The organism is Tateyamaria sp. syn59, assembly GCF_007995245.1.
GTDB lineage: Bacteria > Pseudomonadota > Alphaproteobacteria > Rhodobacterales > Rhodobacteraceae > Tateyamaria.
Window position 1 is genome coordinate 234587 of sequence record NZ_VCBA01000006.1, and the last position, 21713, is coordinate 256299.

A 21713-nucleotide genomic window follows, 5' to 3' on the forward strand; every position below is an offset into this window, starting at 1 on the left:
ACTTTTTGTTACGAACAGGTTAAGTGCGCATGACATCACCGAAACCCATACCCGATGGCGCAATCCCTATGATTGCACGCCTTGCCACCCGCGTCCGCGCGGCGCGTGACGCGCTGGGCCTGCCGCGCCGCGAATTGTCGGAACGCTCGGGCGTGTCACCGCGCTACCTTGCCCAGCTGGAGGCGGGGGAGGGCAATATCTCCATTGTTCTGCTGGAACGGGTGGCGACGGCGCTGAACATGCGGATTGAAGATCTGCTTTCGGAGGCGCCGCCCATGGACGGGGATGTCGCACGCGTCGCGCGTCTGTATCAGGCGGCACCTGCGCAGGTGCAGGGCCGGGTGCGCGCGCTCTTGGCGCCGCAGAACCCGCTGGCGTTGCGGGCGCAGCGGATCTGTCTGGTCGGTCTGCGGGGCGCGGGCAAGTCCACGCTGGGCCGTATGGCGGCGGACAAGTTGAAGGTGCCCTTTGTTGAGTTGAACGAAGAGATCGAGGCCGAGGCAGGCATGCCGCTGTCGGAGGTCATGGCCCTCTACGGTCAGGACGGGTACCGCGCGCTGGAAGCGGAAGCGGTGGCGCGGGTTGTGAGCCGCCATGACAAGCTGATCCTTGCCGTCGCTGGCGGGATTGTCAGTGACACCGCAGTCTATGACACGGTTCTGGAGCGGTTCCACACGATATGGGTCCGCACCAGTCCGGGCGAGCATATGGCCCGCGTACGTGCGCAGGGTGACCTGCGCCCGATGGCCGGGAACCCGGCGGCCATGGACCAGCTGAAGGCGCTTTTGACCCATCGCACGCCGTCCTATGAACGGGCGATGGCGCAGGTGGACACGGCAGCCAAGCCGGTATCCACATCCCTGAACGAATTGCTGGCGATCATTGCCAAGCATCGGTTCTTTGAGGGTCTTGGGCCGTGACGACCGTCATCGCCCCGTTGCAGAACGCGTTCTGGCAGGCTTGCGAGACCTTGCTCTACCGTCACACGACCCCGTGGGAACTGGACGAGGCGCTAGTGGAGTGGGGATATGGCTTGGGACCGTGCGAGGCGCAGGATCTGGTCGGTTTGAACAAGGTTCTGGCGGCGCGCGACGGCGCGGATGTCACGCCGGTGCTGCCCCGTATGGTGGCTGAGGGGCGGTTGGGCAAACGCTTTGGCTGGGGGTTCTACCGCTATCCTGGAGGCGGCGGCGCAGTGATTGATCCTTTGATCGAGGATCTGATCTGCGAAGAAGCGTGGTTTGCAAAGGTGGAGCGCAGCGAGCTGTCGGGCGCAGAGCTTGTGGCGCGATTGCATGCGGATGTCGGTGATGTGCTACGCGCCAATCCGGATGCAGCGGTAACGCAATTGCACTTTCCGGCCGACAGGTTCGCGACTATCTGAGCCGTCGGGCGGTCGCTGTTTGGCTGCGCCAAAGACGCCCCGCCCTCCGTCCCGTCAAAGCGCCAGCAAGATCATCGTGCCCAGTCCCCAGAGCGTCATCTGGTAGTGCGTGTTCTGCGCCCCCTCGTGGCAGAACCAGTAACAGAAGTGGTTGCCGATGATCAGGAAGCCCGCCCAGATCGCAGTGAACAGCATGGCCCCCGCCATCGCCACAGCGCGGCCTGTGTCGGCATTGCCGGTCCCCACCAGCCCCATGATCAGACCTATGACCCCGGCCCAAAGCACAAGTGTGGCCGCCAGTTCCGCCACGACGACGAGGTGAAAGGCCATCCTTTGCAGCCTGCGGTTCGTGATGGCGCGGTGGGCGACATGGGCGAACGCCTCCGGGTAGTCGATCCGCATCCGCGTCATGCTCAGCACTTCGGCCGTATAGGTTTCATTCACCGACGGGTGAAGGATGTTGTCGCGGACGCCAAGAGTGAGCCATCCGGCAAGAAGGCTGGTCGAAAGAGCCTGTGCAGCGATCAGCATATGGTCCATCTGTTGCCTCCCGTTTCCTGGCTCCCCATGAAAAAGGGCCGCGCGATGGCGGCCCTTTTCCGAATTCACACTCCGCGCGTGGATCAGGTCCAGGCGACCTGGGCCGGGCGGAATTCGTAGGTGATGTGGTGTTCGCCCCCCACCAGACCTTCCTTGGTGTGGTTGGTCAGCGACCGCCAGTAGGGCTGGATCGTGACGCCTGCGTCCTGGATCATCTTCTGGCCGATGGCCATCAGCTTGCGACGCTCTTCGACGTCCGCTGTGGCGAGGGCCTTGGTCAGGTTGGCGTCGAACTCGGGGCTGGACCAGCCAAACTCGTTCCATGCCTCGCCCGAACGGTAGGCCAACGCCCAGATCTGGACGCCCAGCGGGCGGTGGTTCCAGTTGGTGGAGCTGAACGGGTATTTCGCCCAGTCGTTCCAGAAGGTCGAGCCGGGCAGGACCGTCCGTTTGACGTTGATGCCCGCGTCACGCAACTGGGCTGCGACCGCGTCGGTGGTGTCCTTGCGGTAGCCATCGTCGATCGAGATCAGCTCGTGTTCGAAATCGCCCATGCCGGCCTCGTCCATCAGGGCCTTGGCGCCTGCGGGATCAACCTCCATGGGTGGCATTTCGGCATATTCGGGGTGGAACGGTGCGACGTGGTGGTTTTCGGCCACTTCGCCACGGCCACCGATGCCAAGTTCGAGCAGGATGGTGTTGTCGACGGCCATGGTGATGGCGCGGCGCACACGCTCGTCCTCGTAGGGGCGTTTGCCGTCGACTTCGGCCAGTTGGTTGGGCCGGATCACGATGGTGGCCGCCGTCACGATGTCGTTCTGGACCATGCCATCAATGGCGGCAATCAGGTCAACAAAGTCACCGTCGACGGAGTAGGTCATGTCAACCTCGTCCGCTTCGACCGCAGCCATCCATGCGGCGGGGTCGGTGCCGTAGTCGATGTATTCGATCCGGTCGAGGTATGGGCCGCCATACACTTCGGTGCCCCACCAGGTGTGGTCGGCGTTCTTGACCAGCACGCCCTTCACGCCCACTTCGAGCGATTCCGGCAGGTAGGGGCCAGTGCCGATCGGATTGCTGAGCGCGGTGTCCGCAGTGTAGCTGCTGTGCACGATGGCCGCAGGGTAGTCCGCCATGCCTGCGATCAGCGAGATGTCAGAAGCGGGCAGGTTCAGGCGCACGGTGTGCGTGTCCACCACTTCGATCCCACCTTCGATGGCCTTGTTGGTGTCGGCGTCGATCAGCGTGTTGAAACGACCCGCCATCGAGTTGCCTTCGAGGTCCTTGTCGCACCAGCCAGCGATGTTGCGGGCCACGTCCTCAGCAGTGAAGTCGTCGCCGTTGTTCCATTTGACGCCCTGACGCAGGTTCAGGGTGTAGACTGTGGCGTCGTCGTTGATTTCCCAGCTTTCCAGCAGCGCGGGCTGGAAGGTGCCGTCGTTTTCGTAGGTGACGAGGTACTCCAGCCAGCCGCGTGAGAAGTTGGCGATCTGCGACCAGTCATAGGTGCGCGGATCCTTGAGCGCGCGGACCTCGGTCTGGTAGCGCAGTGTGCCGCCGTCGGCGTGGCCTGCGGCCTTGGCGGCGGGGGCGGTCATGCCCAGCATGCCGTAGGCAACGGCAGCGGTGGCGCCGAAGCTGCTGGCTGTCGCCAGGAACTCGCGGCGGTTGATGGGATCGGTGCCGACCTTGGCCGCTGAATCCACGATGGATTGCGGCAGCGGTTTGCCGGTACGGGTTGTGAATGTCATGTTCTTCCTCTCTGTTGGCGTCGCAAACATGTGTTTGCGCCCTGTCGGTCAGGGTGAGTGCCCAACCGTTTCGGTGTTGCAGTTGACCTGCGTTTTTGTCGCCATCCCGTGGCGGGAGACGCCCGAAGTTCAAACGATCAGGCGCATGGCGTCAACCCCGTGGTCCGGAGTTGCAGGGATTTGAATACTGCATACGCGCCAGCATTTTTTGCGGGTTTGCGTCGTCTACTGGTTGAAATGCGCCCTTTGGATCAGGCCAGGTCCTCTGACGCCGGGCGCAGAGGGGCCCGCCCCGATACGAGGTCCGCCGTGTGCGTCACATTACAGGTCAACAGGTCGGTGAGTGCCGCACCATCAACCGTGCCGGGCGGTGCACCCAGCGCCGTTGCCGCATCCGTGGTGATGGCAGGCAGCCAGTCTGCCAGTGGCGAGTCGAGATGCGCGGTCACGCAGGCCAGCGCGAGCGCCGCGCGCGGATCGTGGGCGCCGAGGGGGCAAAACGCGTCTGCCACGTTGTCCGATCCAATGACCACCGGCACGCCAGCGGCGCGCAATTCGCGCAGCCGGGTGATCCCGCGCCGGTCCGGTGTGCCATCAGTGCGCCCTTGCAGGTAGAGATTTGTCACGGGCAGGGCGCACACCGTGATGCCCGCCCGCGCCAGCTTGTCCGCGATGCGGGTGACATCGTCTGGGCTGCGGTCCATCAGGCTGACGCAATGTCCGCACAGGATCGGGCGGTCGAAGCCGGTATCCAATGCGATGTCGGCGATCATTTCTAGCCCGTTCAGGTCGCCAAGCCCCTCGTCCACGTGAAAGTCAAGCATCAGGTCATGCGACTGAGCGGTCGCGAAGATGGCCTTTAGCCCGGCATGCGTGCGCGGGTCGTCATACACGAAGGCGCCTGCGACACCATCGGTCAGGCGCAGCACGTCACCGACTGTTTGTGCAAATTCCGGGTAGCTCCACAGCTCGATCCCCGTCAAAGCGGCGAGCTGCAGCCCCGAGTGATCCTCGGCCAGTTCGACCAGAACGGACCACGCAAGCGGCGGAGCCGGTTCGTTGCCCCAGTCCACATGGCTGCGGATCAGGATGCATCCATTGCTGTGTGCTTCCGCCAGCCCCTTGGCGGCGCGGTGGCGCAAGTCGTCTTCGTCCCAGTGGTTCTTGTCCGCGTGCTGCCGCGCGATGGCCTCATGCAGGTTGCCGCCGACCTGACCAAGTCGGTGGATCGTATGACATTTATCGAGGTGGCAATGCGGCTCGACAAGCCGGGGCAGGACCATGCGTTCGGGCGCGCCCGTCGGTGGCGCCAGTCCTATCAGTCGGCCGTTCTCGATGACAGCGCTGCCATGCAGGCAGTCATCATGTACTGTGCCGCCAAAGGATGCAGGTGCCGCGACAAGAGTTTGCGGGACAAGGACGTTCATTTACTCTGCCGTGTCCGTGCGTTGTTGCAGACACGTGTGGCTATATCTGGATCCGCGTAATCGCGCAGGTGCAAGAGCCGCATGTCCATAAGCCTCCCCTCCCTCTGGCATGGAAGTGGATGTCAGCCGCCCTTGAGACAAAAATCCGCACCAGCACTATGGAAGGAGGGTTTCAAATTTCATGTGCACACGCAAGAGTGGAGGGTATGCAGTCTCTCGCGCCACCCTCCATCGCACCGCCCTTCGCCCGTTACTCACATGGGGTCGAAGTGCCCGCTGGATGGCGGATGGTGCGCACGTCCGGGCAGTTGGGGTTGGCCGGTGATGGCACTGTCCCCGCGGGGACACGCGCGCAGGCCGACATCTGTTTTGCAAACATCGCCGCCATTCTGGCCGAGGCGGGCATGGGCGCGCAGGATGTGTGTCATGTCAGCGCCTATGTCACCGACCGCAGCCATATGGCTGGATACATGGAGGCGCGGGATGCGTTTCTGGCGGGGCGCGAGGTGTTGCCCAGTTCGACGCTGATGATCGTGTCGGGCTTTACCCGCCCCGAGTTCACCGTCGAGGTCGAGGTGTGGGCCGCCGCCCCCTAGCCGTGATCGCGGCGGAGCAGTTTCCAGATTGTCCACGCGAACGTGCCGCCGAAGAAGATCGCGGCGAGGCCGATGGCTTCCCATCCGGCCGGTCCCTGCGGCATGCCGCGGAAGATCAGCGCCCCGGTCAGCATGGCGAGGCCAGCGACTGAGAACCAGAAGCGGAACATCAGGTCGCTGCGGGTAGGCCCGAATTTGTTGGGCGTTTGTTTGTTGGACATGTTGGTGCGCCTTGTACCTGTTGGACTGGGGCTCTGCCCCAGACCCTGGGATTTTCTGGAAACAGGGAAGACGTTAGCGTTTGTACGGGTTTTTCAAGGCGGGGCGTATGGTTCCGGCGCAGGTGCCAAATCCGATGCGGTAGCGGTCGCCCTTTGCGTGGCCAGCAAGCGTGAGCGTGTCGCCGTCTTCGAGGAAGGTGCGTGTTTCGCCTGTGTCGAGCGTGATGGGGTCCTTGCCGCCCCAACTGAGTTCCAGAAGGCTGCCGCGTTCTGGCCTTGTTGCGCCGGAGATGGTGCCGGAGCCCAGAAGATCGCCGACGTTCATCGGGCAGCCCGAGGTGCTGTGGTGCGCCAGTTGCTGGGCGGCAGAGTAGTACATCTCGCGGTAGTTGGTGCGGGTGATTGTGGTGGCGTCCTTGCCTGCCGGTGCAAGGGTGGCCGTCAGGTCGATGTCGTAGAGCATCGGGCCGGTGTCCTTGAGGTGGTCGAGCAGTTCGACCTCGCGTTTTGGCGTTGAGGTGCGGAAAGGCTCAAGCGCGGCCTTGGTCACGATCCACGGGCTGACCGAGGTGGCGGTGGCTTTGGCCTGGAACGGGCCGAGCGGCTGGTATTCCCACGCTTGAATGTCGCGCGCGGACCAGTCGTTGAGGAGGACGTAGCCGAAGATCGCGGCGTCGGCCTGATCTACCGTCAGGGGGCCGTCTGACGCCATGCCGACGATGGCGCCCATCTCAAGCTCCATGTCGAAGCGGCGGGAGGGCAAGAAGGCGGGTATGTCGTGATCGGGTGATTTGAGTTGGCCCCATGGGCGGCGGATGTCGGTGCCGGAGACCACGACGGACGAGGCGCGGCCGTTGTAGCCGATGGGCATGTGCAACCAGTTGGGCGGCAGCGCGTTTTCGGGGCCGCGGAACATGGTGCCGACATTGGTGGCGTGGTGGCGGCCTGCGTAGAAGTCGGTGAATTCGGAGACGACGAACGGCATGTGCATCGTGGCGTCGGCCATAGGGACGAGAAGCGGTTCTATGAGCGCCTGATCCTTGGAGCCTTTCTTCAGCAGGGCGGTCAGGCGGTTGCGCAGGGCGGTCCAGACGGCGGGGCCTTGCTCCATTAGGTCGTTCCAGAAGGGCAGTTCGAACAGCGGTTCGTCGGTGAGGTCGATGATGCCCTGCGCCTCTGCGGTGGTGACGTCGAGGATCATGTCGCCGATAGCGACTCCGCAGCGCGGACCGAGCGTGTCGGTGGAAAACACGCCGTAGGGCAGGTTGTTGAGGGGGAAGTCGGTGTCGGGGCTGTTGGCGCTGTCGAGCCAGGCGGGCGTGAGGGGCATTTGGTCTTTCTTCGGTCTTCAAAACCACCCATTGCCGTGGGTGGGCGGGTCTTCTCCCGGCTGTATCTTGCGGTTGTCCGCGGGATGGTTACGCCACTGGCGGATGATGGTGGGCAGTTGCCAAACTGTGAATACACTCAGGGCAATTAATAGCCAGCCGACCCATGAAATGGAGGAGATGAACTCCGTCACGTCTTGTCTGTGCGGTGCCACTGCCCGCGCTCGGCCCCGCGTAGGTCGTGGCCTGGCCCCTTGCCGTAGCGGTCGGGGCGGTTTTGGACGAATTTCTGCCACCAACCCCAGAGGATGAAGCCCAGCACAAAGACGATAAACGCGCCCATGAGGTATCCGAGATATTCCATCATTTCTTGCCCGGGCTCCCGTCGAATTTCTTTTCGATGTCTGTCCAGCAGTCGATGTAATCGTCCTGCAGCGGCGCTTCCTGAGCCGCGAATTGTGTCAGGTGCTGCGGGAAACGGGTTTCGAACATGAACGACATGGTGTTGTCGAGTTTCTGCGGGTGTAGGTCAGCGTTCGAGGCCCCCTCGAATGCGGTTTTGTCCGGCCCGTGCGGCAGCATCATGTTGTGCAAGCTCATCCCGCCCGGCACGAAGCCTTTGGGCTTCGCGTCGTACTGGCCGTAAATATTGCCCATCAGCTCTGACATGATGTTCTTGTGATACCATGGCGGGCGGAACGTGTCTTCGGCCACCATCCAGCGTTCGCGGAACAGCACGAAGTCGATATTGGCCACGCCCGGCTGGCCCGAGGGGGCTGTGAGCACTGTAAATATGGATGGATCGGGGTGGTCGAAGAGGATCGCACCCACCGGGCAGTAGGTCTTCAGGTCGTATTTCAGCGGCGCATAGTTGCCGTGCCATGCCACCACATCCAGCGGGGAATGGCCGATTTCGGTCTCGTGGAACTGGCCGCACCATTTGATGGTGAGGGTTGAGGGCGCCTCGCGGTCCTCAAAGGCGGCGACGGGGGCTTTGAAATCGCGCGGATTCGCCATGCAGTTGGCGCCGATGGGGCCGCGCCCGGGCAGTTCGAACTTGGCGCCATAGTTTTCGCAGACAAAGCCGCGGCAGGGGCCTTCGAGCACCTCGACGCGGTAGACGAGGCCGCGGGGCAGGATTGCGATCTCTTGCGGTTCCACGTCGATGATGCCGAGCTCTGTGCAGAAGCGCAGCCGTCCCTCCTGCGGGACCACCAGCATCTCGCTGTCGGCGGAGTAGAAATAGGCATCCTGCATGGAGGTGGTGACGAGGTAGATATGGCTGGCCATGCCCACCTGGGTGTTCACGTCCCCTGCTGTGGTCATGGTGCGCATACCCGTCAGCCAGGTCAGGTCCTGATCGGTGTGGGGCACTGGATCCCAGCGATATTGGCCCAGGCTTGTGACGCCCTGCGGGATGTGCGGCGCGGAGTGCCAATAGGGCAGGTCGATGCGGGCGTAGCGCCCCGAATGCTTCACCGAGGGGCGGATGCGGTAGCACCATGTGCGTTCGGGCCGCACATCGGTGAAGGCCGTACCGCTCAGTTGCTCGCCATAAAGGCCATAGTTGCACTTCTGTGGCGAGTTCATGCCCTCGGGCACCGCGCCCGGCAGCGCCTCGGTCTCAAAATCGTTGCCGAAGCCGGGCATGTACCCTTCGGTGATGCCTGCACCTGATGGCGCCTGGATCATGGAGTGCGGAGCGGACTGGCGGTTCATGGACACCTCCCTTGCGGAATTGGTCACACATGTAATAGTTGGAATTGTAACTAACAAGCGGATGCCAATGGTTAAGAGCGATGATTTCGATGTGCGGCAGTTCCTGCCCTATTTGCTGAACCAGGCGGCGGAGGCGTCGAGCCTGGAGTTTCAGAAAGTCTACAAGGACAAGTACGGGATGCTGCGCAACGAGTGGCGCGTTCTGTTCCATCTCGGCATTTACGGGCAGATGACGGCCAGCGGCATCGGCGCGCGGTCGCAGATGCACAAGACCAAGATCAGCCGCGCCGTGCAGCGGCTGGCGGAGCGGCGCTATCTGACGCGCACACGGGCCGAGGTGGACCGGCGTGTCGAATACCTGACGCTGACCTCTGCAGGGCAGCGCGTGTATCAGGATCTCAAGGCGACAGCCGCAGAATACGACACAGCCCTGACCGACGGCATGTCACGGCAAGAGGCTGCGTTGCTGCGCACGATGTTGGAGCGGCTGGCTGCTAGGCCGTGACCGACCGGACCAGCGCGAAACTGTCGGCTTCGACCCGTTCGGGACGCTGCTGTGCAATCGTATCGGCAAGCTCGGGCTGGCGAGGATGGTGCAGGAAGCTGTCAAAAGCCGTCTGATCCCGCCATTGCGCGTAGTTGATGACGTGCAAGCCACTTCCGGACACGTGGAAATTCGACGACAGGAAGCCATCACACCCGCTGATCCAGCCATCGAGATGTTCGAAGATGGCCTGCATCAGTGGTTCAGCCCGTCCTTCTGTCACGCGAAAGCGTATGATCTGGATGAACGGATCAGGGGAGAGTTCTGGCATGGTCAGTTCCGGCAATGAATTCTAAGCAATGCCGGTAGTTTAACGTGCCTGTCCTAGAAGTCGACCTCGACCTCGGGGAGATTGAGCGCCTTGATCAAATCCCGCAGTTCCTGCCGTGCGGCCACGTTCGAGATGTTGAGTTGCTTGACCCCGATATCCTTGAGATCCAGCAGGGTCAGGCCGCGCGGGAACAGTTCGCGAAAGATCACGCGCTCGGAAAACCCAGGTGCGATGCGGAAACCGATGCGCTGGGCAAGCATCTTGATCGCGCGCTCCATCTTTTCCTTGTTGACCATGCGTTGTGCGCCCATGCGGTTGCGCAGCACGATCCAGTCGATAGGTTTCAGACCGGCCTGCGCGCGCAGTTGGCGGGCATTCCAGACCATTTCCGAATAGACGGACGGCCCGAGGATCTTTTCGCCCGAGGCGTCGATCCGCGCCAGCAGGTCGAAGTCGACAAAGCTGTCGTTGAGCGGCGTGATCAGGGTGTCGGCCAGCGAGTGTGCCACCTGGCTGAGCCGGGTGTGCGAGCCGGGGCAGTCGATCAGGATGAAGTCGTTGTCGGGCTCTAGCGTTGCGACCGCTGCCGACAGCCGGTGGTCATAGATGTTTTCACCCGGTTTGAGGTCGGCTGCGTCAATCTCAGGCAGGTCATGCACGTCCGGCGACGGCAGATCGAGTTCGGTCGAGGCAAGGAATGATGCCCGATTCTCGACATACCGTCCGAAAGTGCGTTGCCGCAGGTCCAGATCCAGCGCGCTGACCTTTTTTCCGGCCCGCGCAAGGGCCGTGGCCACGTGCATCGAGACGGTCGATTTGCCGGCCCCGCCCTTTTCGTTGCCGACCACGATGATATGCGCCATGACTGCCCCCTAACCGCACATCCGCTTTGCGAATTTTGCGCTACTATATGTAGTGGCGAGAGGCTTTGAAAGCGGGCGACGCAACTTTCCTGCGGCGACGTGGCGCGGATGTCGCGTTGCCTTTCTGTTAGCGCTATCATACACGGTGATCGAACGCGGGCACTCGCCGCGCCTATATGTCTATGGAACGAAGTGAGGAACGAGGAGAGCGATATGCCCTTGCACCCGACTTTGCAGCGCGTGACCGAGCGCGTGATCGACCGCAGCGCCCCGACACGGCGGCGCTATCTGGACCGCATGGCGGCGGCCAAATCTCAGGGACCGGCGCGTGCGCACCTGTCCTGCAGCGGGCAGGCACACGCCTTTGCCGCCGCGGGCCCCGACCAGTCGCGGCTGGCCGAGGCGAGCGTGGGCAACCTTGGCATCGTGACAGCGTATAACGACATGCTTTCGGCGCACCAGCCGTTCGAGACCTATCCGACCTTGATCCGCGACGCGATCCGCGCGGCTGGGGGCACGGCGCAGGTGGCGGGTGGCGTGCCAGCAATGTGTGACGGTGTGACCCAAGGCGAAGCGGGTATGGAGTTGAGCCTGTTTTCCCGCGACGTGATTGCTCTGGCGACCGGCGTCGCGCTGTCGCACAACGTATTTGACGCGGCTGTGTTTCTGGGTGTGTGCGACAAGATCGTGCCGGGACTGATCATCGCAGCGCAGTCGTTTGGACATATGCCAGCCGTTTTCCTACCTGCCGGTCCGATGACCAGCGGTCTGTCGAACGACGAAAAGGCCAAGGTGCGCCAGAAGTTCGCCGCTGGTGAAGCGACACGGGAGGAACTGCTTGCCTCTGAGATGGCGGCCTATCACGGCCCCGGCACCTGCACGTTCTACGGCACGGCGAACACCAACCAGATGCTGATGGAGTTCATGGGGCTGCACCTGCCCGGCGCATCCTTTGTGAATCCGGGCACGCCTTTGCGCGATGCCTTGACTGTTGAAGGGGCCAAGCGGGCGTTGTCGTTGTCCGCCCTCGGGAACAATTACACGCCCGTGTGCAACATCCTTGATGAAAAGGCGTTCGTGAACGGGATTGTCGGTCTGAATGCCACAGGCGGGTCCACCAACCTGCTGATCCACCTGATCGCCATGGCCCGTGCGGGCGGCATCGTGCTGGATTGGGAGGATTTCTGCGATCTTTCCGAAGTCACCCCGCTGATCGCGCGCGTGTATCCCAACGGTCTGGCCGATGTGAACCATTTCCATGCCGCGGGTGGTCTGGGCTTCATGATCGGTGAATTGCTGAAAGCGGGCCTGCTCCACGACGATACACAAACCGTGGCTGGCGAAGGGCTTGAGAACTACACCCACGAACCCAAGCTCATCGACGGTGAACTGACCTGGCAACCGGGCGCAGGCACCAGCCTGAACGACAAGATCGTGCGCCCGGCGGCTGATCCGTTCCAGGAGACGGGTGGCCTCAGCCGGTTGGTCGGCAACCTCGGCACCGGCGTGATGAAAGTGTCTGCCGTCGCACCCGAACATCGCGTGGTCGAAGCGCCAGCCCGTGTGTTCCATGACCAGGATCAGGTCAAGGCGGCGTTCAAGACAGGCGAGTTCAACGAGGGAGATTTTGTTATCGTTGTCCGCTTCCAAGGGCCAAAGGCCAACGGCATGCCTGAGCTGCACAGCCTGACACCGATCCTCGGCATCATGCAGGGACGCGGGCAGAAAGTGGCGCTGGTTACCGACGGGCGCATGTCAGGCGCGTCGGGCAAGGTGCCCTCGGCCATCCATGTCTGCCCCGAAGCGCTGGATGGCGGTGTCATTGCGCAGGTGCAAGACGGAGATGTGATCCGCGTCGATGCCGTGTCGGGCCAGCTGGAGGTGCTGACCGACGGGGTGCTTGACCGCCCCCACGTGACCGCAGATCTTTCGCAAAATCATTGGGGTGTGGGGCGCGACATGTTCCACGCCTTCCGCAATACTGTTGGGTCCGCCAATACAGGCGCGACCGTTTTTGGAGACTTTTGAATGCTGACCGCCAAAGCCGCTGCCGTGCGCGCCCGTGAAATCTGTGAATTGGCGCCGATCGTGCCTGTGCTGGTGGTGGATGATGTGGCCCATGCAGTGCCCTTGGCCGAGGCTTTGGTTGCTGGCGGCTTGCCCGCGTTGGAAGTGACCTTGCGCACGGACGCCGCGCTCGACGTCATCGCGGCGATGTCCAAGGTTGAGGGCGGCGTTGTGGGCGCCGGCACTCTGGTGACGCCAGACGATGTAAAGGCCGCGAAAGAGGCGGGCGCGCAGTTCGGCGTGTCGCCCGGTGCGACCGAAGCACTGATCGCGGCTTGCGAGGCCGAGGAACTGCCGCTTCTGCCCGGCGCTGCCACGGCGTCCGAGGCGATGAGCCTTTATGAGCGCGGTTACGACATGCTCAAGTTCTTCCCGGCGGAAGCGTCGGGCGGTGCGCCTGCGCTCAAAGCCATCGGCGCGCCTCTGCCTCAGATCTCTTTCTGTCCAACAGGTGGGGTCAACATGGCCAATGCGGAAAGCTACCTCAGCTTGCCGAACGTGGTGTGTGCTGGTGGGTCGTGGGTGGCCCCGAAGGACAAAGTTCTGGCAGGCGATTGGGCCGGGATCGAGGCCCTGGCATGCGAAGCGGCGGCGTTGCCTCGGTAACAGCGCGTTGCGGAAACGCGCTGTATTCAGCCCTTTTGATCCATGTCAATGAAGTTGGCGGCTCGACTGTCAACTTTAGTTTACATGGAGGGCTGACATGCGCATTCTGTTTGTACATCCGAATTATCGTTCTGGCGGGGCTGAGATTGCGGGCACATGGCCGCCGGCTTGGGTCGCTTATCTGACGGGGCACCTGCGACAGGCGGGCTTTGACGATATCCACTTCATCGACGCGATGACGGATGAGTTGACCGATGCCGATCTGGCGCAGCGGATGGAGGCCATCAAGCCCGATGTGGTCGGCGTCACGGCGATCACGCCGTCGATCTACCGGGCCGAGGACGTGCTGAAAATCGCGCGAGACGTGGTGCCAGACGCCGTGCGCGTCATGGGTGGGGTGCACGCGACCTTCATGTACAAGCAGGTCCTGTCCGAAGCCCCCTGGATCGACGTGATTGTGCGGGGCGAGGGTGAGGAGATCTGCACCGAACTCATGCTGGCCATCGAAGACGGCCGCTTTCCCGCTGAGCGGAAGAAGATACGCGGCCTTGCCTTCATGGATGGCGACAAGATCTTTGCCACGCAAGCCGCCAGCACGGTCAAGGATCTGAGCAAGATCAAACCGGATTGGTCGGTTCTGGACTGGTCGAAATACATCTACATCCCCCTGAACACGCGCGTCGCCATTCCGAACCTGGCGCGCGGGTGCCCGTTCACCTGTTCGTTCTGCAGCCAGTGGAAGTTCTGGCGAGACTACCGGGTGCGCGATCCGAAGGACGTGGTGGACGAGATCGAAGACCTTGTGGAAAATCATGGCGTTGGGTTCTTTATCCTCGCTGACGAGGAACCCACGATCAACAAGAAGAAGTTCGTGGCCTTCTGTCAGGAGCTGATCGACCGGGGCCTGCCGGATCGCGTGAAATGGGGCATCAACACCCGCGTCACGGACATCTATCGCGACAAGGATTTGCTGAAATTCTACCGCAAGGCTGGCCTCGTCCATGTGTCGCTGGGCACAGAGGCCGCGGCGCAGATGAAGCTGGACGTGTTCAACAAGGAAACCAAGGTCGAAGAGAACAAGACCGCCATCAAGCTGTTGCGCAAGGCGGACATTCTGGTCGAGGCGCAGTTTATCGTGGGTCTCGACAACGAAACGCCCGAGACGCTGGAAGAAACCTACAAAATGGCGTGGGACTGGCAGCCCGATCTGGCGAACTGGTCGATGTATACCCCTTGGCCCTTCACCCCGCTGTTTCAGGAGTTGAAGGATCAGGTCGAGATTTACGACTTCTCAAAATACAACTTCGTGACGCCCATCATGAAACCCGCCGCGATGGAGCGGGGTGAGCTGCTGGACGGCGTGATGAACAATTATCGCCGGTTTTACAGTCGCAAGGCGCTGTTCCATTACCCGTGGCGCGGCACCGGGTTCCGGCGGCGGTATCTGCTGGGCTGCCTTTATGCCTTCCTCAAGGCTGGGTTCCAGCGCACGTTCTATGATCTGGGCAAGGCGGGGTATTGGGGGCCTCAAACCAAGAAGACGGTTGATTTCCACTTTGATGAGACCCGGCAAGTGGCCGAGGCGCAGTTGGAGGATTGGGAGGCCAGCGCCGACCGCGCCGCGCGTGCCAAGGAACGGCGCGAGGCGGTGAAGGCGCAGACCATCGCGCGCAAGCAGGATCTGAAGATGCCCAACGGGGCGCAGGTCAAAGCCTGCAGTGGCGGCGATCAGCAGATGGAGGATGTCTGAGGATGCCCAGCGTCCTGCGGGGCTGATCGGGCCGAACGCGATCCTTCAACTTTTGCCGTTGCTGGACCGGATTGGTGGGCCTGAGCGGCGCAACCGGATGCTTGCTGCGGCTGGTATTTTCGATGTGCCGGATGGGTCCTGTATGATCCCCGAAGGCGACGCCGCGCGATTGCACCAACAGTTGCGCAAGGAAGAGCCGGATTTGGCCCCCTGCCTGTCATCCGTCGCGGGATACGAGACGGCGAATTACATCCTGAGCCACCGTATTCCGCGCCCTGCGCAATGGGTGCTGCACACGTTGCCACCGGCGCCGTCGGCGCGGCTGTTGTCGCGGGCTATTAAAAAACATGCTTGGACGTTTGTCGGATCGGGGCGGCTGCGTGTGCCCAATGCGTGGACCTTCGAGATTGAGGATAATCCGCTGATCCGGGGAGAGAGGAGCGAGACTTGTCTGTGTCACTGGCATGCAGCTGTGTTTGCGCGGCTCTATCAGGCATTGGTGTCGCCAAGCTGCACCTGTGAGGAGTGCCGGTGCGGTGCGCAAAACGGTGGTGGCCCATGCCGGTTCGAGGTGAGGTGTGCGGCGTTGCATGTCGGGTGATGTCGGGGTGTGCGAGCGATGTCGGATTTGAACCTGGCATGCTTGACGCCGGGTAGTGAGTAATCGGTCGCTGTCTTGCGTTGCCTCAATTGGTCCGCCCGCAAGGTGGCATATTGACGTCCAAACGTGAGTGAGATTTCAAACAGGAGTAATTTGCGTGCGCATGACCCAGCCGCGCCCAGGACTTCTTGGATCATGGGACCGTTTCGTGGGCCCAGGTATGAGCAGAGGCGAGACCGTATTGCTGCTCGGCTCGACCTTTGCTGGTGGTGCGCTGGTCGCCGTTCATCTTCATACATTGGGATTGAGTTGGCCGCTGATCGTGCTGGGGGCGCTGATCGCGGCCGATATCATCGGCGGAGCAGTCTGCAACATGACGGAAACGACCAAGAGGTGGTATCACCGCCCTGAACAGCGCCATCGCGACCATTTGGGTTTTGTCGCACTGCATCTCTGTCACATTGTCATCGTTGCATGGGCGTTTCGAGGGCCGGGCTTCGACAGCGTTTACGCCTTGAGCATGGGCGGCTGGTTGCTGTTGTCCACCATCATCGTTCTTTGCGCGCCGAACGTGCTTCGCAGTCCGCTTGCGACGTTATTCTTTGCCGTCGCTTTGGGTCTTTCGCTCTATGCTTTGGGACCGACGCCGGGCTTTGAATGGTTCGTGCCGCTGTTGTTCATCAAGTTGCTGATCGGACATGCTGTCCCCGTTAAGGGCTAGCCAAACTGCGGTGGCTTATGTTTTTCGGGCTGAGATAGGGCTTGGGCGGGCGTCCGGCGACAGGACATGAGGGCCCGCGTCCCTCCGTATGCGCCACCCATCGCAAAGAAAAAGGCCGCTCCGGTTGGAGCGGCCTTTGGCAATTCTGTGATTTGGCGTGCTTTAGAAGCCCAGACCTGCGTACTTGTTCTTGAACTTCGACACGCGGCCGCCGGTGTCCATCAGGCGCGATGTACCGCCGGTCCATGCGGGGTGCACGGAGGGGTCGATGTCGAGCGCCAGTTGGTCGCCTTCCTTGCCCCATGTCGATTTCATTTGCACCACGGTGCCGTCCGTCATCTTGACGTCGATGATGTGGTAGTCGGGATGCGTGTCGGCTTTCATGCTTCCGCTCCTTCGGACTTCTTGGGTTTGTAGTTGGTGACTTCCGCGATCCGGGCCGATTTGCCGCGGCGCGAGCGGAGGTAGTACAGTTTGGCGCGACGCACGCGACCGCGGCGGACCACGGTGATGCTGTCGATGTTGGTCGAGTAGAGGGGGAACACCCGCTCCACGCCTTCGCCAAAGGAAATCTTGCGAACGGTGAACGAGCCAGCGATGCCTTGGCCGTTGTTGCGGGCGATGCAGACGCCTTCGTAGTTCTGCACACGGGTGCGGGTGCCTTCGGTCACCTTGTAGCCGACGCGGATGGTGTCACCGGCTTTGAAGTCGGGGATGTCTTTCCCCAGGGCGGCAATCTGTTCCGCCTCCAGCTGTGCGATCAGGTCCATGGGCCTGGTCTCCTATCTCATGCTCGTGGTTTGCCCACGAAGGTTTGTCGCGCCTGAGAGCTCTCGTGTCTTCACCGGGTCCACCGCAGTGCCCGCCGGAGGTCAGGTCATCATTCCTTGTTCGTCCTATTGGCGCGTGTGAATTTCACCGAAGAAGGTGCCACGCGCCAAGGTGTCCGGTCGGGTAGAACCCGAGTCGGAATGGGCGGTGTATAGGCGGGGTGGCCGTGTGGATCAAGCGGTTCGGGCGCGAAGTTACTGTGATTTCGCCTGGTGTTCCGCCCAGAGGTCGGGACGCCGGGCCCGTGTGAGTTTCTCGGACTGCGCTTGCCGCCATTCCGCGACCTTGCCGTGGTTGCCGGACATAAGCACATCGGGGATGTCGCGTCCCTCCCATGTCGCGGGGCGGGTGTATTGGGGGTGTTCGAGCAGGCCGTTTGAATGGCTTTCGTCGACGGCGCTTTCTGCATTGCCGAGCACGCCGGGCAGGAGGCGCACAGTGGCATCGAGCATGGCTTGCGCCGCGATCTCGCCGCCGGTCATCACAAAGTCGCCCAAGGATACCTCGATGATGTTCCAGTGCTCGAGCACGCGCTCGTCCACGCCCTCGAATCGGCCACAAAGCATCGTGACCCCGTCGCAGCGCGCCAGATCGCGCGCCATGCTCTGATCAAACCGTTGTCCCCGCGGGGACAAATAGAGAATGGGCCAGCGTCCGCGGGCGTGGGATTGCGCCTCGGCAATGGCGTTGCTGACCACATCGGCACGCAGGACCATGCCCGCGCCACCACCTGCAGGCGTATCATCGACGTTGCGGTGTTTGCCGATCCCGTAGGCGCGCAGGTCGTGGGTGTGAAGCTGCCATTTGCCGTCCTGCAACGCCTTGCCTGTGAGCGATGCGCCGAGGACGCCGGGAAATGTCTCCGGGAAAAGCGTGACGATGCGCGCCTGCCAAACGCCGACCAGATCGGGCGCTTCGTCCATCAGTGACGAGGGTTTGAGCGTCGGGCGGATGGCTTTGCGCCCGTGGGATTTTGGGGGCTGTGTCATGGCCCTAGAACAAGCCTTCGGGCGGGTCGGCCACTATGCGGCGAGCGGACAGATCGACGGTCGGCACTGCGGCTTTCGTGAAGGGCAAAAGCACCGTGGTCGTGCCGCCGGGCGCGTGGATTTCCAGAAGATCGCTGGCACCGTGGTTCTGCACCGACTTGACCCGGCCCAGAGATGTGCCGCCGGTGTCGAACACCTCAAGGCCGACGAGGTCGGTGTAGTAGAACTCATCATCGGGCAGGTGCGGAAGCTGGTCGCGGCAGGCGAAAAGCTGGGTGCCTTTCAACGCGTCAGCATCCTCTTTGGTGGCCACTTCAGCGATGCGGGCGACGAAGCCGTTTTTCATGGGCCGGATAATGGCCAGCGAGAAGAACCGCGCGCCGTCCTCGGTGGTGAGGGGGCTGTACGCTTCGATGTCCTCCGGATCTGCGCAGAAGGATTTGACACGTACCTCGCCCCGCACCCCGTATGCGCCGCTGATCGCGCCCACGCAGATCAAATCGTCACTCATTCCAGCACACTCCGTCGCGCATGACGCCGCCTTGCGACACGCAAGCCTCACCCGCCTGGCTGCGTTCGAACAGCAGACCGGCCACGAAGGCGATCAGGATCAGGATGGCAGTGCGGATCAGTCCGAACATCGGGTGCGCCCCTTGTGGTGGTTGGTGCATTTGCGACACGTTGCAGGGCCTTGTCCAGTGTATGCTGGCCGTGGTGTCTGTTTGCACCATCCTGCCGCCGTTCTATCGCGTCTCGATCACCAGATCGTGCCGGTGTTCCCATCCCGCGCGTTCCAGTTCGGGTGTATCTGCGTGCTCTTCGGGCCAGCCGACGCACATATAGGCGACGAGTGACCAGCCCTTGGGTACGTTGAGGTCGCGGCACAGTTGTTCCGGATCGAGGATGGAGACCCAACCCATGCCGAGGCCTTCGGCACGCGCGGCGAGCCACATGAGCGTGATGGCACCGACCACCGAGTAGCGGCGCATTTCGGGCATAGTCGCGGCACCGAGGCCGCGTCCTTGTGTCGTGCAGTCATCGCAGAAAATCGCAAGATGTTCAGGGGCTTCAGCCATGCCGGACAGCTTGAGTTGGCTGTAGTTTGTAGCTTCGTCGCCATCGTAGCCTGCAAGGGCCTGCGCGTTGGCGGCTTTGTAGTTTTCGAGCGCTGCGGCACGAGCCGTGTCGCTTTGGACGCGGAGGATCCGCCAAGGTTCGGACAGGCCCACGGAAGGGGCCAGCCGAAATGTGTCGAGGCAGCGCATCAGCACTGCCTCGGGCACTGGGTCGGTGCGAAAGCGGCGCACATCGCGCCGCCACGCCATGAGGTTCAGAAGCTGGCTGCGAAACTCATCCGGAAATGTGTCCACGCGCCAAGCCCTTGATTACTCTGCGGTTTCTTCTGCCGCTGCTTCTTCAGCCGGGGCTTCAGACGCTTCAGCAGCCTTGGCCGCTTTCTCTTCTGCGCGGTCCTTGGCTTTCTGGCCGGGCTCACCCTTTTGGGGGTTGTTGCGGTCTTTCTTCTCCACAACGCCAGCGGCTTCCAGCATGCGGCTGATGCGGTCGGTGGGCTGTGCGCCCTGACCCAGCCAGTATTGCACGCGCTCCATGTTCATTTTCACGCGCTCTTCGCTGTCTTTGGGCAGGAGCGGGTTATAGGTGCCCAGCTTTTCGATGTAGCGACCGTCGCGCGGCATGCGGCTGTCGGCAGCCACGATGCGGTAGAAGGGACGCTTTTTCGAGCCACCACGGGCAAGACGGATTTTCATGGCCATTGTTTGTTTCTCCTTTAATGGCGGTGACGGGCAAACACCCGTTATTCTTGGTGTTTCTTGTGGTGCTGAATGACTTCAGCGATGATGAAGTTCAGGAACTTCTTGGCGAATTCGGGGTCCAGATCGGCCCGGTTTGCCAAATCTTCAAGCCGAGCGATCTGCGCGGCTTCGCGCGTGGGATCGGAGGGCGGAAGGTCGTGTGTGGCCTTGAGTTTCCCCACGGCCTGCGTGTGTTTGAACCGCTCGCCCAGGGTATAGACGAGGATTGCATCGAGCCGGTCGATGCTGGCGCGGTGGTCCGCCAGCACTTCGGCGGCGCGGGTGATGGCGTCGGTCATGGGCGTCCCTTTCCTGGGCCGAAAGGGCTGGCAAACAGAGTGTCACCTCCTGTGCACCATCCGTACACCCCTCGTGCACCCCCATCGTGCAAGTGGGGTAAGGTTTCGTTAATCAAGTGCCCATCCTTTCGGTTTGAACATCGGGTCGGCGTAGTGGCCGATTTCCATCTCGATCCCGTGCGCCAGTTGCGTGCCATCGAGAGCTTCGGGGGACGGGTGGCGGTAGACGGCGTCGGAGCCGTCGATGGTTTGCGCCGCCTTGTCCTTGAACGCACCCAGCCGCTCGGCCAGCCGGATGCTGTCGAGGTTCATCGGGTCGAGATAGCTGACGGCCCCGTCCCATCCATTCGCGTAGTAATGCGCGCGCACGGCGTGAGTCGCTTCGAGGGCGTAGCCCTTGCCCGCCTTGTCTGGCCAGATGATCCAGGCGATTTCGCGTTCCGGCCAGCCTGCGGGCTGCCAGCCACCGGCCATGCCGTAGGTGTCGTCCGTGTCCTTGTCGTGGATCATCCACATGCCGAAGCCGCGGATGTCCCAATGCCCGATTTCGGCGGCGTAGAGCATCCACGCCTCATAAGGGTTCAGCGGGCCGCCCATGAAGCGGGAACGGTAGGAGGCGAAGGTTGCTTTGAAATTCGGGTAGTCCTCGGGCTCTGGCCCGCGCAGGACAAGGCGCTGCGTTTCGATGACGGGAATGGCGGCGTGGGACATCACATCATCTCCCGGACGTAGCGGTAGATGAGGGCGGTGTCGCCGTCTTGCGCGATCTCGCCATCGGGCAGGCCGCCGAGGCGTTGCGCCAGCTTGATGGAGCGGGCGTTTGCCGGGTCGATATAGGAGACGAGCGTGGACCAGCCGAGGGTCTGGAAGGCGTGGGTGAGGGCGGCTTGTGCGGCCTCTTGCGCGATCCCCATCCCTTCAGCCTGTTCGGTCAGCATGAAGCCCAGTTCGGGTTCGGGGTCACCGGGCTCAAAGCCCAGCAAGACGAAGCCCGCGATGTCGCCCGCGTGCCCGATGGTCCAGAGACCGTGGCCGTGGAGGAGCCAGGTTGAGGTCATCTGGCTGAAGTCGAGCCAGGCGTCTTCGCGCGTCATTGGTCCGCCCAGATGCTTGCCGCGGTCGGTGCAGGCGATTTGGGCGTAGGTGTCGAAATCGGTCACGCGCGGGGCGCGCAGCAGCAGCCGGTCGGTTGCGAGGGTCGGCAGGTGGCCTTGGAGCGCGATGGCGAAGAGGGAGGCCGCGCCGGTGCGGGGCGTTTCGCAAGGGAAGGTCATGGGCGCGCGCCTTTCCAAAAGGACGCGCTGCCGCGCGACGTCATATTGGCGGCGGTTGAAACGTGAGCCCGTTTGGTCGGGTGTGCAGCCTGTGGCTGATCGGCCCTTCGGGGAGGA

The 21713-nt window shown here is 62.4% G+C and carries 28 protein-coding genes; 9 read left to right on the forward strand and 19 right to left on the reverse strand.

Annotation, left to right across the window (positions count from 1 at the left end):
• The first annotated feature begins 29 nt into the window (after positions 1–29).
• Both FD715_RS13555 and FD715_RS13560 read left to right on the forward strand, forming a co-directional pair.
• The gene (locus tag FD715_RS13555; RefSeq protein WP_147110526.1) at positions 30–920 is read left to right on the forward strand and encodes a helix-turn-helix transcriptional regulator; all 891 of its coding nucleotides are present in this window, start codon (positions 30–32) and stop codon (positions 918–920) included.
• On the forward strand, positions 917–1384 hold the full coding sequence (locus FD715_RS13560) for a 3-hydroxyacyl-CoA dehydrogenase family protein (RefSeq protein ID WP_147110529.1): 468 nt from the start codon (positions 917–919) through the stop codon (positions 1382–1384). The genes FD715_RS13555 and FD715_RS13560 overlap by 4 nt, the downstream gene beginning before the upstream one ends.
• Before the next feature lie 54 nt (positions 1385–1438).
• Here the strand turns inward: FD715_RS13560 and FD715_RS13565 are convergent, their stop codons facing one another.
• The 3 genes from FD715_RS13565 to FD715_RS13575 all read right to left on the reverse strand — a co-directional run bounded on the left by FD715_RS13565 (position 1439) and on the right by FD715_RS13575 (position 5102).
• Positions 1439–1924 carry a DUF2165 domain-containing protein gene (locus FD715_RS13565; RefSeq protein ID WP_147110532.1) on the reverse strand — a complete coding sequence of 162 codons (486 nt, stop codon included), beginning with the start codon at positions 1922–1924 and terminating at the stop codon, positions 1439–1441.
• Between the two features lie 83 nt (positions 1925–2007).
• Entirely contained in the window at positions 2008–3675 is a 1668-nt protein-coding gene (locus tag FD715_RS13570; RefSeq protein WP_147110535.1) for an ABC transporter substrate-binding protein, read from the reverse strand.
• A gap of 251 nt (positions 3676–3926) precedes the next feature.
• Positions 3927–5102 carry an amidohydrolase family protein gene (locus FD715_RS13575; RefSeq protein WP_223274877.1) on the reverse strand — a complete coding sequence of 392 codons (1176 nt, stop codon included), beginning with the start codon at positions 5100–5102 and terminating at the stop codon, positions 3927–3929.
• A gap of 206 nt (positions 5103–5308) precedes the next feature.
• Between FD715_RS13575 and FD715_RS13580 the strand changes: the two genes are divergently transcribed.
• Positions 5309–5698, forward strand: coding sequence for a RidA family protein (locus FD715_RS13580; protein ID WP_147110538.1), 390 nt, complete (start codon positions 5309–5311; stop codon positions 5696–5698).
• On the opposite strand, the gene FD715_RS13585 is transcribed toward FD715_RS13580, so the two are convergent.
• From FD715_RS13585 to hmgA, 4 genes are all read right to left on the reverse strand, one after another.
• On the reverse strand, positions 5695–5919 hold the full coding sequence (locus FD715_RS13585) for a hypothetical protein (RefSeq protein ID WP_147110541.1): 225 nt from the start codon (positions 5917–5919) through the stop codon (positions 5695–5697). The genes FD715_RS13580 and FD715_RS13585 overlap by 4 nt on opposite strands.
• A gap of 73 nt (positions 5920–5992) precedes the next feature.
• Entirely contained in the window at positions 5993–7249 is a 1257-nt protein-coding gene (gene fahA, locus FD715_RS13590) for a fumarylacetoacetase (protein WP_147110544.1), read from the reverse strand.
• 188 nt (positions 7250–7437) lie between these two features.
• Positions 7438–7614, reverse strand: a complete 177-nt coding sequence (locus FD715_RS22535; protein ID WP_189799492.1) for a hypothetical protein — start codon at positions 7612–7614, stop codon at positions 7438–7440.
• A complete protein-coding gene (gene hmgA, locus FD715_RS13595) occupies positions 7611–8966 on the reverse strand; it encodes a homogentisate 1,2-dioxygenase (protein ID WP_147110546.1) in 1356 nt (451 codons plus the stop codon). The genes FD715_RS22535 and hmgA overlap by 4 nt, the downstream gene beginning before the upstream one ends.
• A gap of 67 nt (positions 8967–9033) precedes the next feature.
• On the opposite strand from hmgA, the gene FD715_RS13600 reads away from it, so the two are divergent.
• Entirely contained in the window at positions 9034–9471 is a 438-nt protein-coding gene (locus FD715_RS13600) for a MarR family winged helix-turn-helix transcriptional regulator (RefSeq protein ID WP_147110883.1), read from the forward strand.
• Here the strand turns inward: FD715_RS13600 and FD715_RS13605 are convergent.
• Together FD715_RS13605 and FD715_RS13610 are read right to left on the reverse strand one after the other, a co-directional pair.
• Positions 9461–9781, reverse strand: a complete 321-nt coding sequence (locus tag FD715_RS13605; RefSeq protein ID WP_147110549.1) for an antibiotic biosynthesis monooxygenase — start codon at positions 9779–9781, stop codon at positions 9461–9463. The genes FD715_RS13600 and FD715_RS13605 overlap by 11 nt on opposite strands.
• Before the next feature lie 53 nt (positions 9782–9834).
• The gene (locus FD715_RS13610) at positions 9835–10644 is read right to left on the reverse strand and encodes a division plane positioning ATPase MipZ (protein ID WP_147110552.1); all 810 of its coding nucleotides are present in this window, start codon (positions 10642–10644) and stop codon (positions 9835–9837) included.
• A 213-nt stretch (positions 10645–10857) separates the two neighbouring features.
• Between FD715_RS13610 and edd the strand changes: the two genes are divergently transcribed.
• The 5 genes from edd (at position 10858) to FD715_RS13635 (ending at position 16389) form a co-directional block, all read left to right on the forward strand.
• Positions 10858–12672, forward strand: coding sequence for a phosphogluconate dehydratase (gene edd, locus FD715_RS13615; RefSeq protein ID WP_147110555.1), 1815 nt, complete (start codon positions 10858–10860; stop codon positions 12670–12672).
• Positions 12673–13317 carry a bifunctional 4-hydroxy-2-oxoglutarate aldolase/2-dehydro-3-deoxy-phosphogluconate aldolase gene (gene eda / locus FD715_RS13620; protein WP_147110558.1) on the forward strand — a complete coding sequence of 215 codons (645 nt, stop codon included), beginning with the start codon at positions 12673–12675 and terminating at the stop codon, positions 13315–13317.
• 97 nt (positions 13318–13414) lie between these two features.
• Entirely contained in the window at positions 13415–15067 is a 1653-nt protein-coding gene (gene bchE / locus FD715_RS13625) for a magnesium-protoporphyrin IX monomethyl ester anaerobic oxidative cyclase (RefSeq protein WP_147110561.1), read from the forward strand.
• Positions 15060–15668 carry a bacteriochlorophyll 4-vinyl reductase gene (gene bchJ / locus FD715_RS13630; protein WP_147110564.1) on the forward strand — a complete coding sequence of 203 codons (609 nt, stop codon included), beginning with the start codon at positions 15060–15062 and terminating at the stop codon, positions 15666–15668. The genes bchE and bchJ overlap by 8 nt, the downstream gene beginning before the upstream one ends.
• 157 nt (positions 15669–15825) lie before the next feature.
• A complete protein-coding gene (locus FD715_RS13635) occupies positions 15826–16389 on the forward strand; it encodes a hypothetical protein (protein ID WP_147110568.1) in 564 nt (187 codons plus the stop codon).
• 162 nt (positions 16390–16551) lie between these two features.
• Here the strand turns inward: FD715_RS13635 and rpmE are convergent, their stop codons facing one another.
• From rpmE to FD715_RS13680, 10 genes are all read right to left on the reverse strand, one after another.
• Positions 16552–16773, reverse strand: coding sequence for a 50S ribosomal protein L31 (gene rpmE / locus FD715_RS13640; RefSeq protein WP_039682115.1), 222 nt, complete (start codon positions 16771–16773; stop codon positions 16552–16554).
• On the reverse strand, positions 16770–17159 hold the full coding sequence (gene rplS / locus FD715_RS13645) for a 50S ribosomal protein L19 (RefSeq protein WP_147110571.1): 390 nt from the start codon (positions 17157–17159) through the stop codon (positions 16770–16772). Before rplS ends, rpmE begins: the two co-directional genes overlap by 4 nt.
• Positions 17160–17414: 255 nt before the next feature.
• Positions 17415–18209: a tRNA (guanosine(37)-N1)-methyltransferase TrmD gene (gene trmD, locus FD715_RS13650; RefSeq protein WP_147110574.1), complete on the reverse strand. Its 795-nt coding sequence runs from the start codon at positions 18207–18209 to the stop codon at positions 17415–17417.
• A 4-nt stretch (positions 18210–18213) separates the two neighbouring features.
• A complete protein-coding gene (gene rimM, locus FD715_RS13655) occupies positions 18214–18720 on the reverse strand; it encodes a ribosome maturation factor RimM (protein ID WP_147110577.1) in 507 nt (168 codons plus the stop codon).
• On the reverse strand, positions 18713–18850 hold the full coding sequence (locus tag FD715_RS22540; RefSeq protein ID WP_189799494.1) for a hypothetical protein: 138 nt from the start codon (positions 18848–18850) through the stop codon (positions 18713–18715). The genes rimM and FD715_RS22540 overlap by 8 nt, the downstream gene beginning before the upstream one ends.
• A gap of 102 nt (positions 18851–18952) precedes the next feature.
• Positions 18953–19579 carry a 5,6-dimethylbenzimidazole synthase gene (gene bluB, locus FD715_RS13660; RefSeq protein WP_147110580.1) on the reverse strand — a complete coding sequence of 209 codons (627 nt, stop codon included), beginning with the start codon at positions 19577–19579 and terminating at the stop codon, positions 18953–18955.
• 15 nt (positions 19580–19594) lie between these two features.
• On the reverse strand, positions 19595–19984 hold the full coding sequence (gene rpsP, locus FD715_RS13665; RefSeq protein ID WP_147110583.1) for a 30S ribosomal protein S16: 390 nt from the start codon (positions 19982–19984) through the stop codon (positions 19595–19597).
• A gap of 41 nt (positions 19985–20025) precedes the next feature.
• Positions 20026–20322, reverse strand: coding sequence for a chorismate mutase (locus FD715_RS13670; protein ID WP_147110586.1), 297 nt, complete (start codon positions 20320–20322; stop codon positions 20026–20028).
• Positions 20323–20430: 108 nt separating this feature from the next.
• Positions 20431–21033: a GNAT family N-acetyltransferase gene (locus FD715_RS13675; RefSeq protein WP_147110588.1), complete on the reverse strand. Its 603-nt coding sequence runs from the start codon at positions 21031–21033 to the stop codon at positions 20431–20433.
• Entirely contained in the window at positions 21033–21596 is a 564-nt protein-coding gene (locus FD715_RS13680; RefSeq protein ID WP_147110591.1) for a GNAT family N-acetyltransferase, read from the reverse strand. Before FD715_RS13680 ends, FD715_RS13675 begins: the two co-directional genes overlap by 1 nt.
• Positions 21597–21713 lie beyond the last annotated feature (117 nt).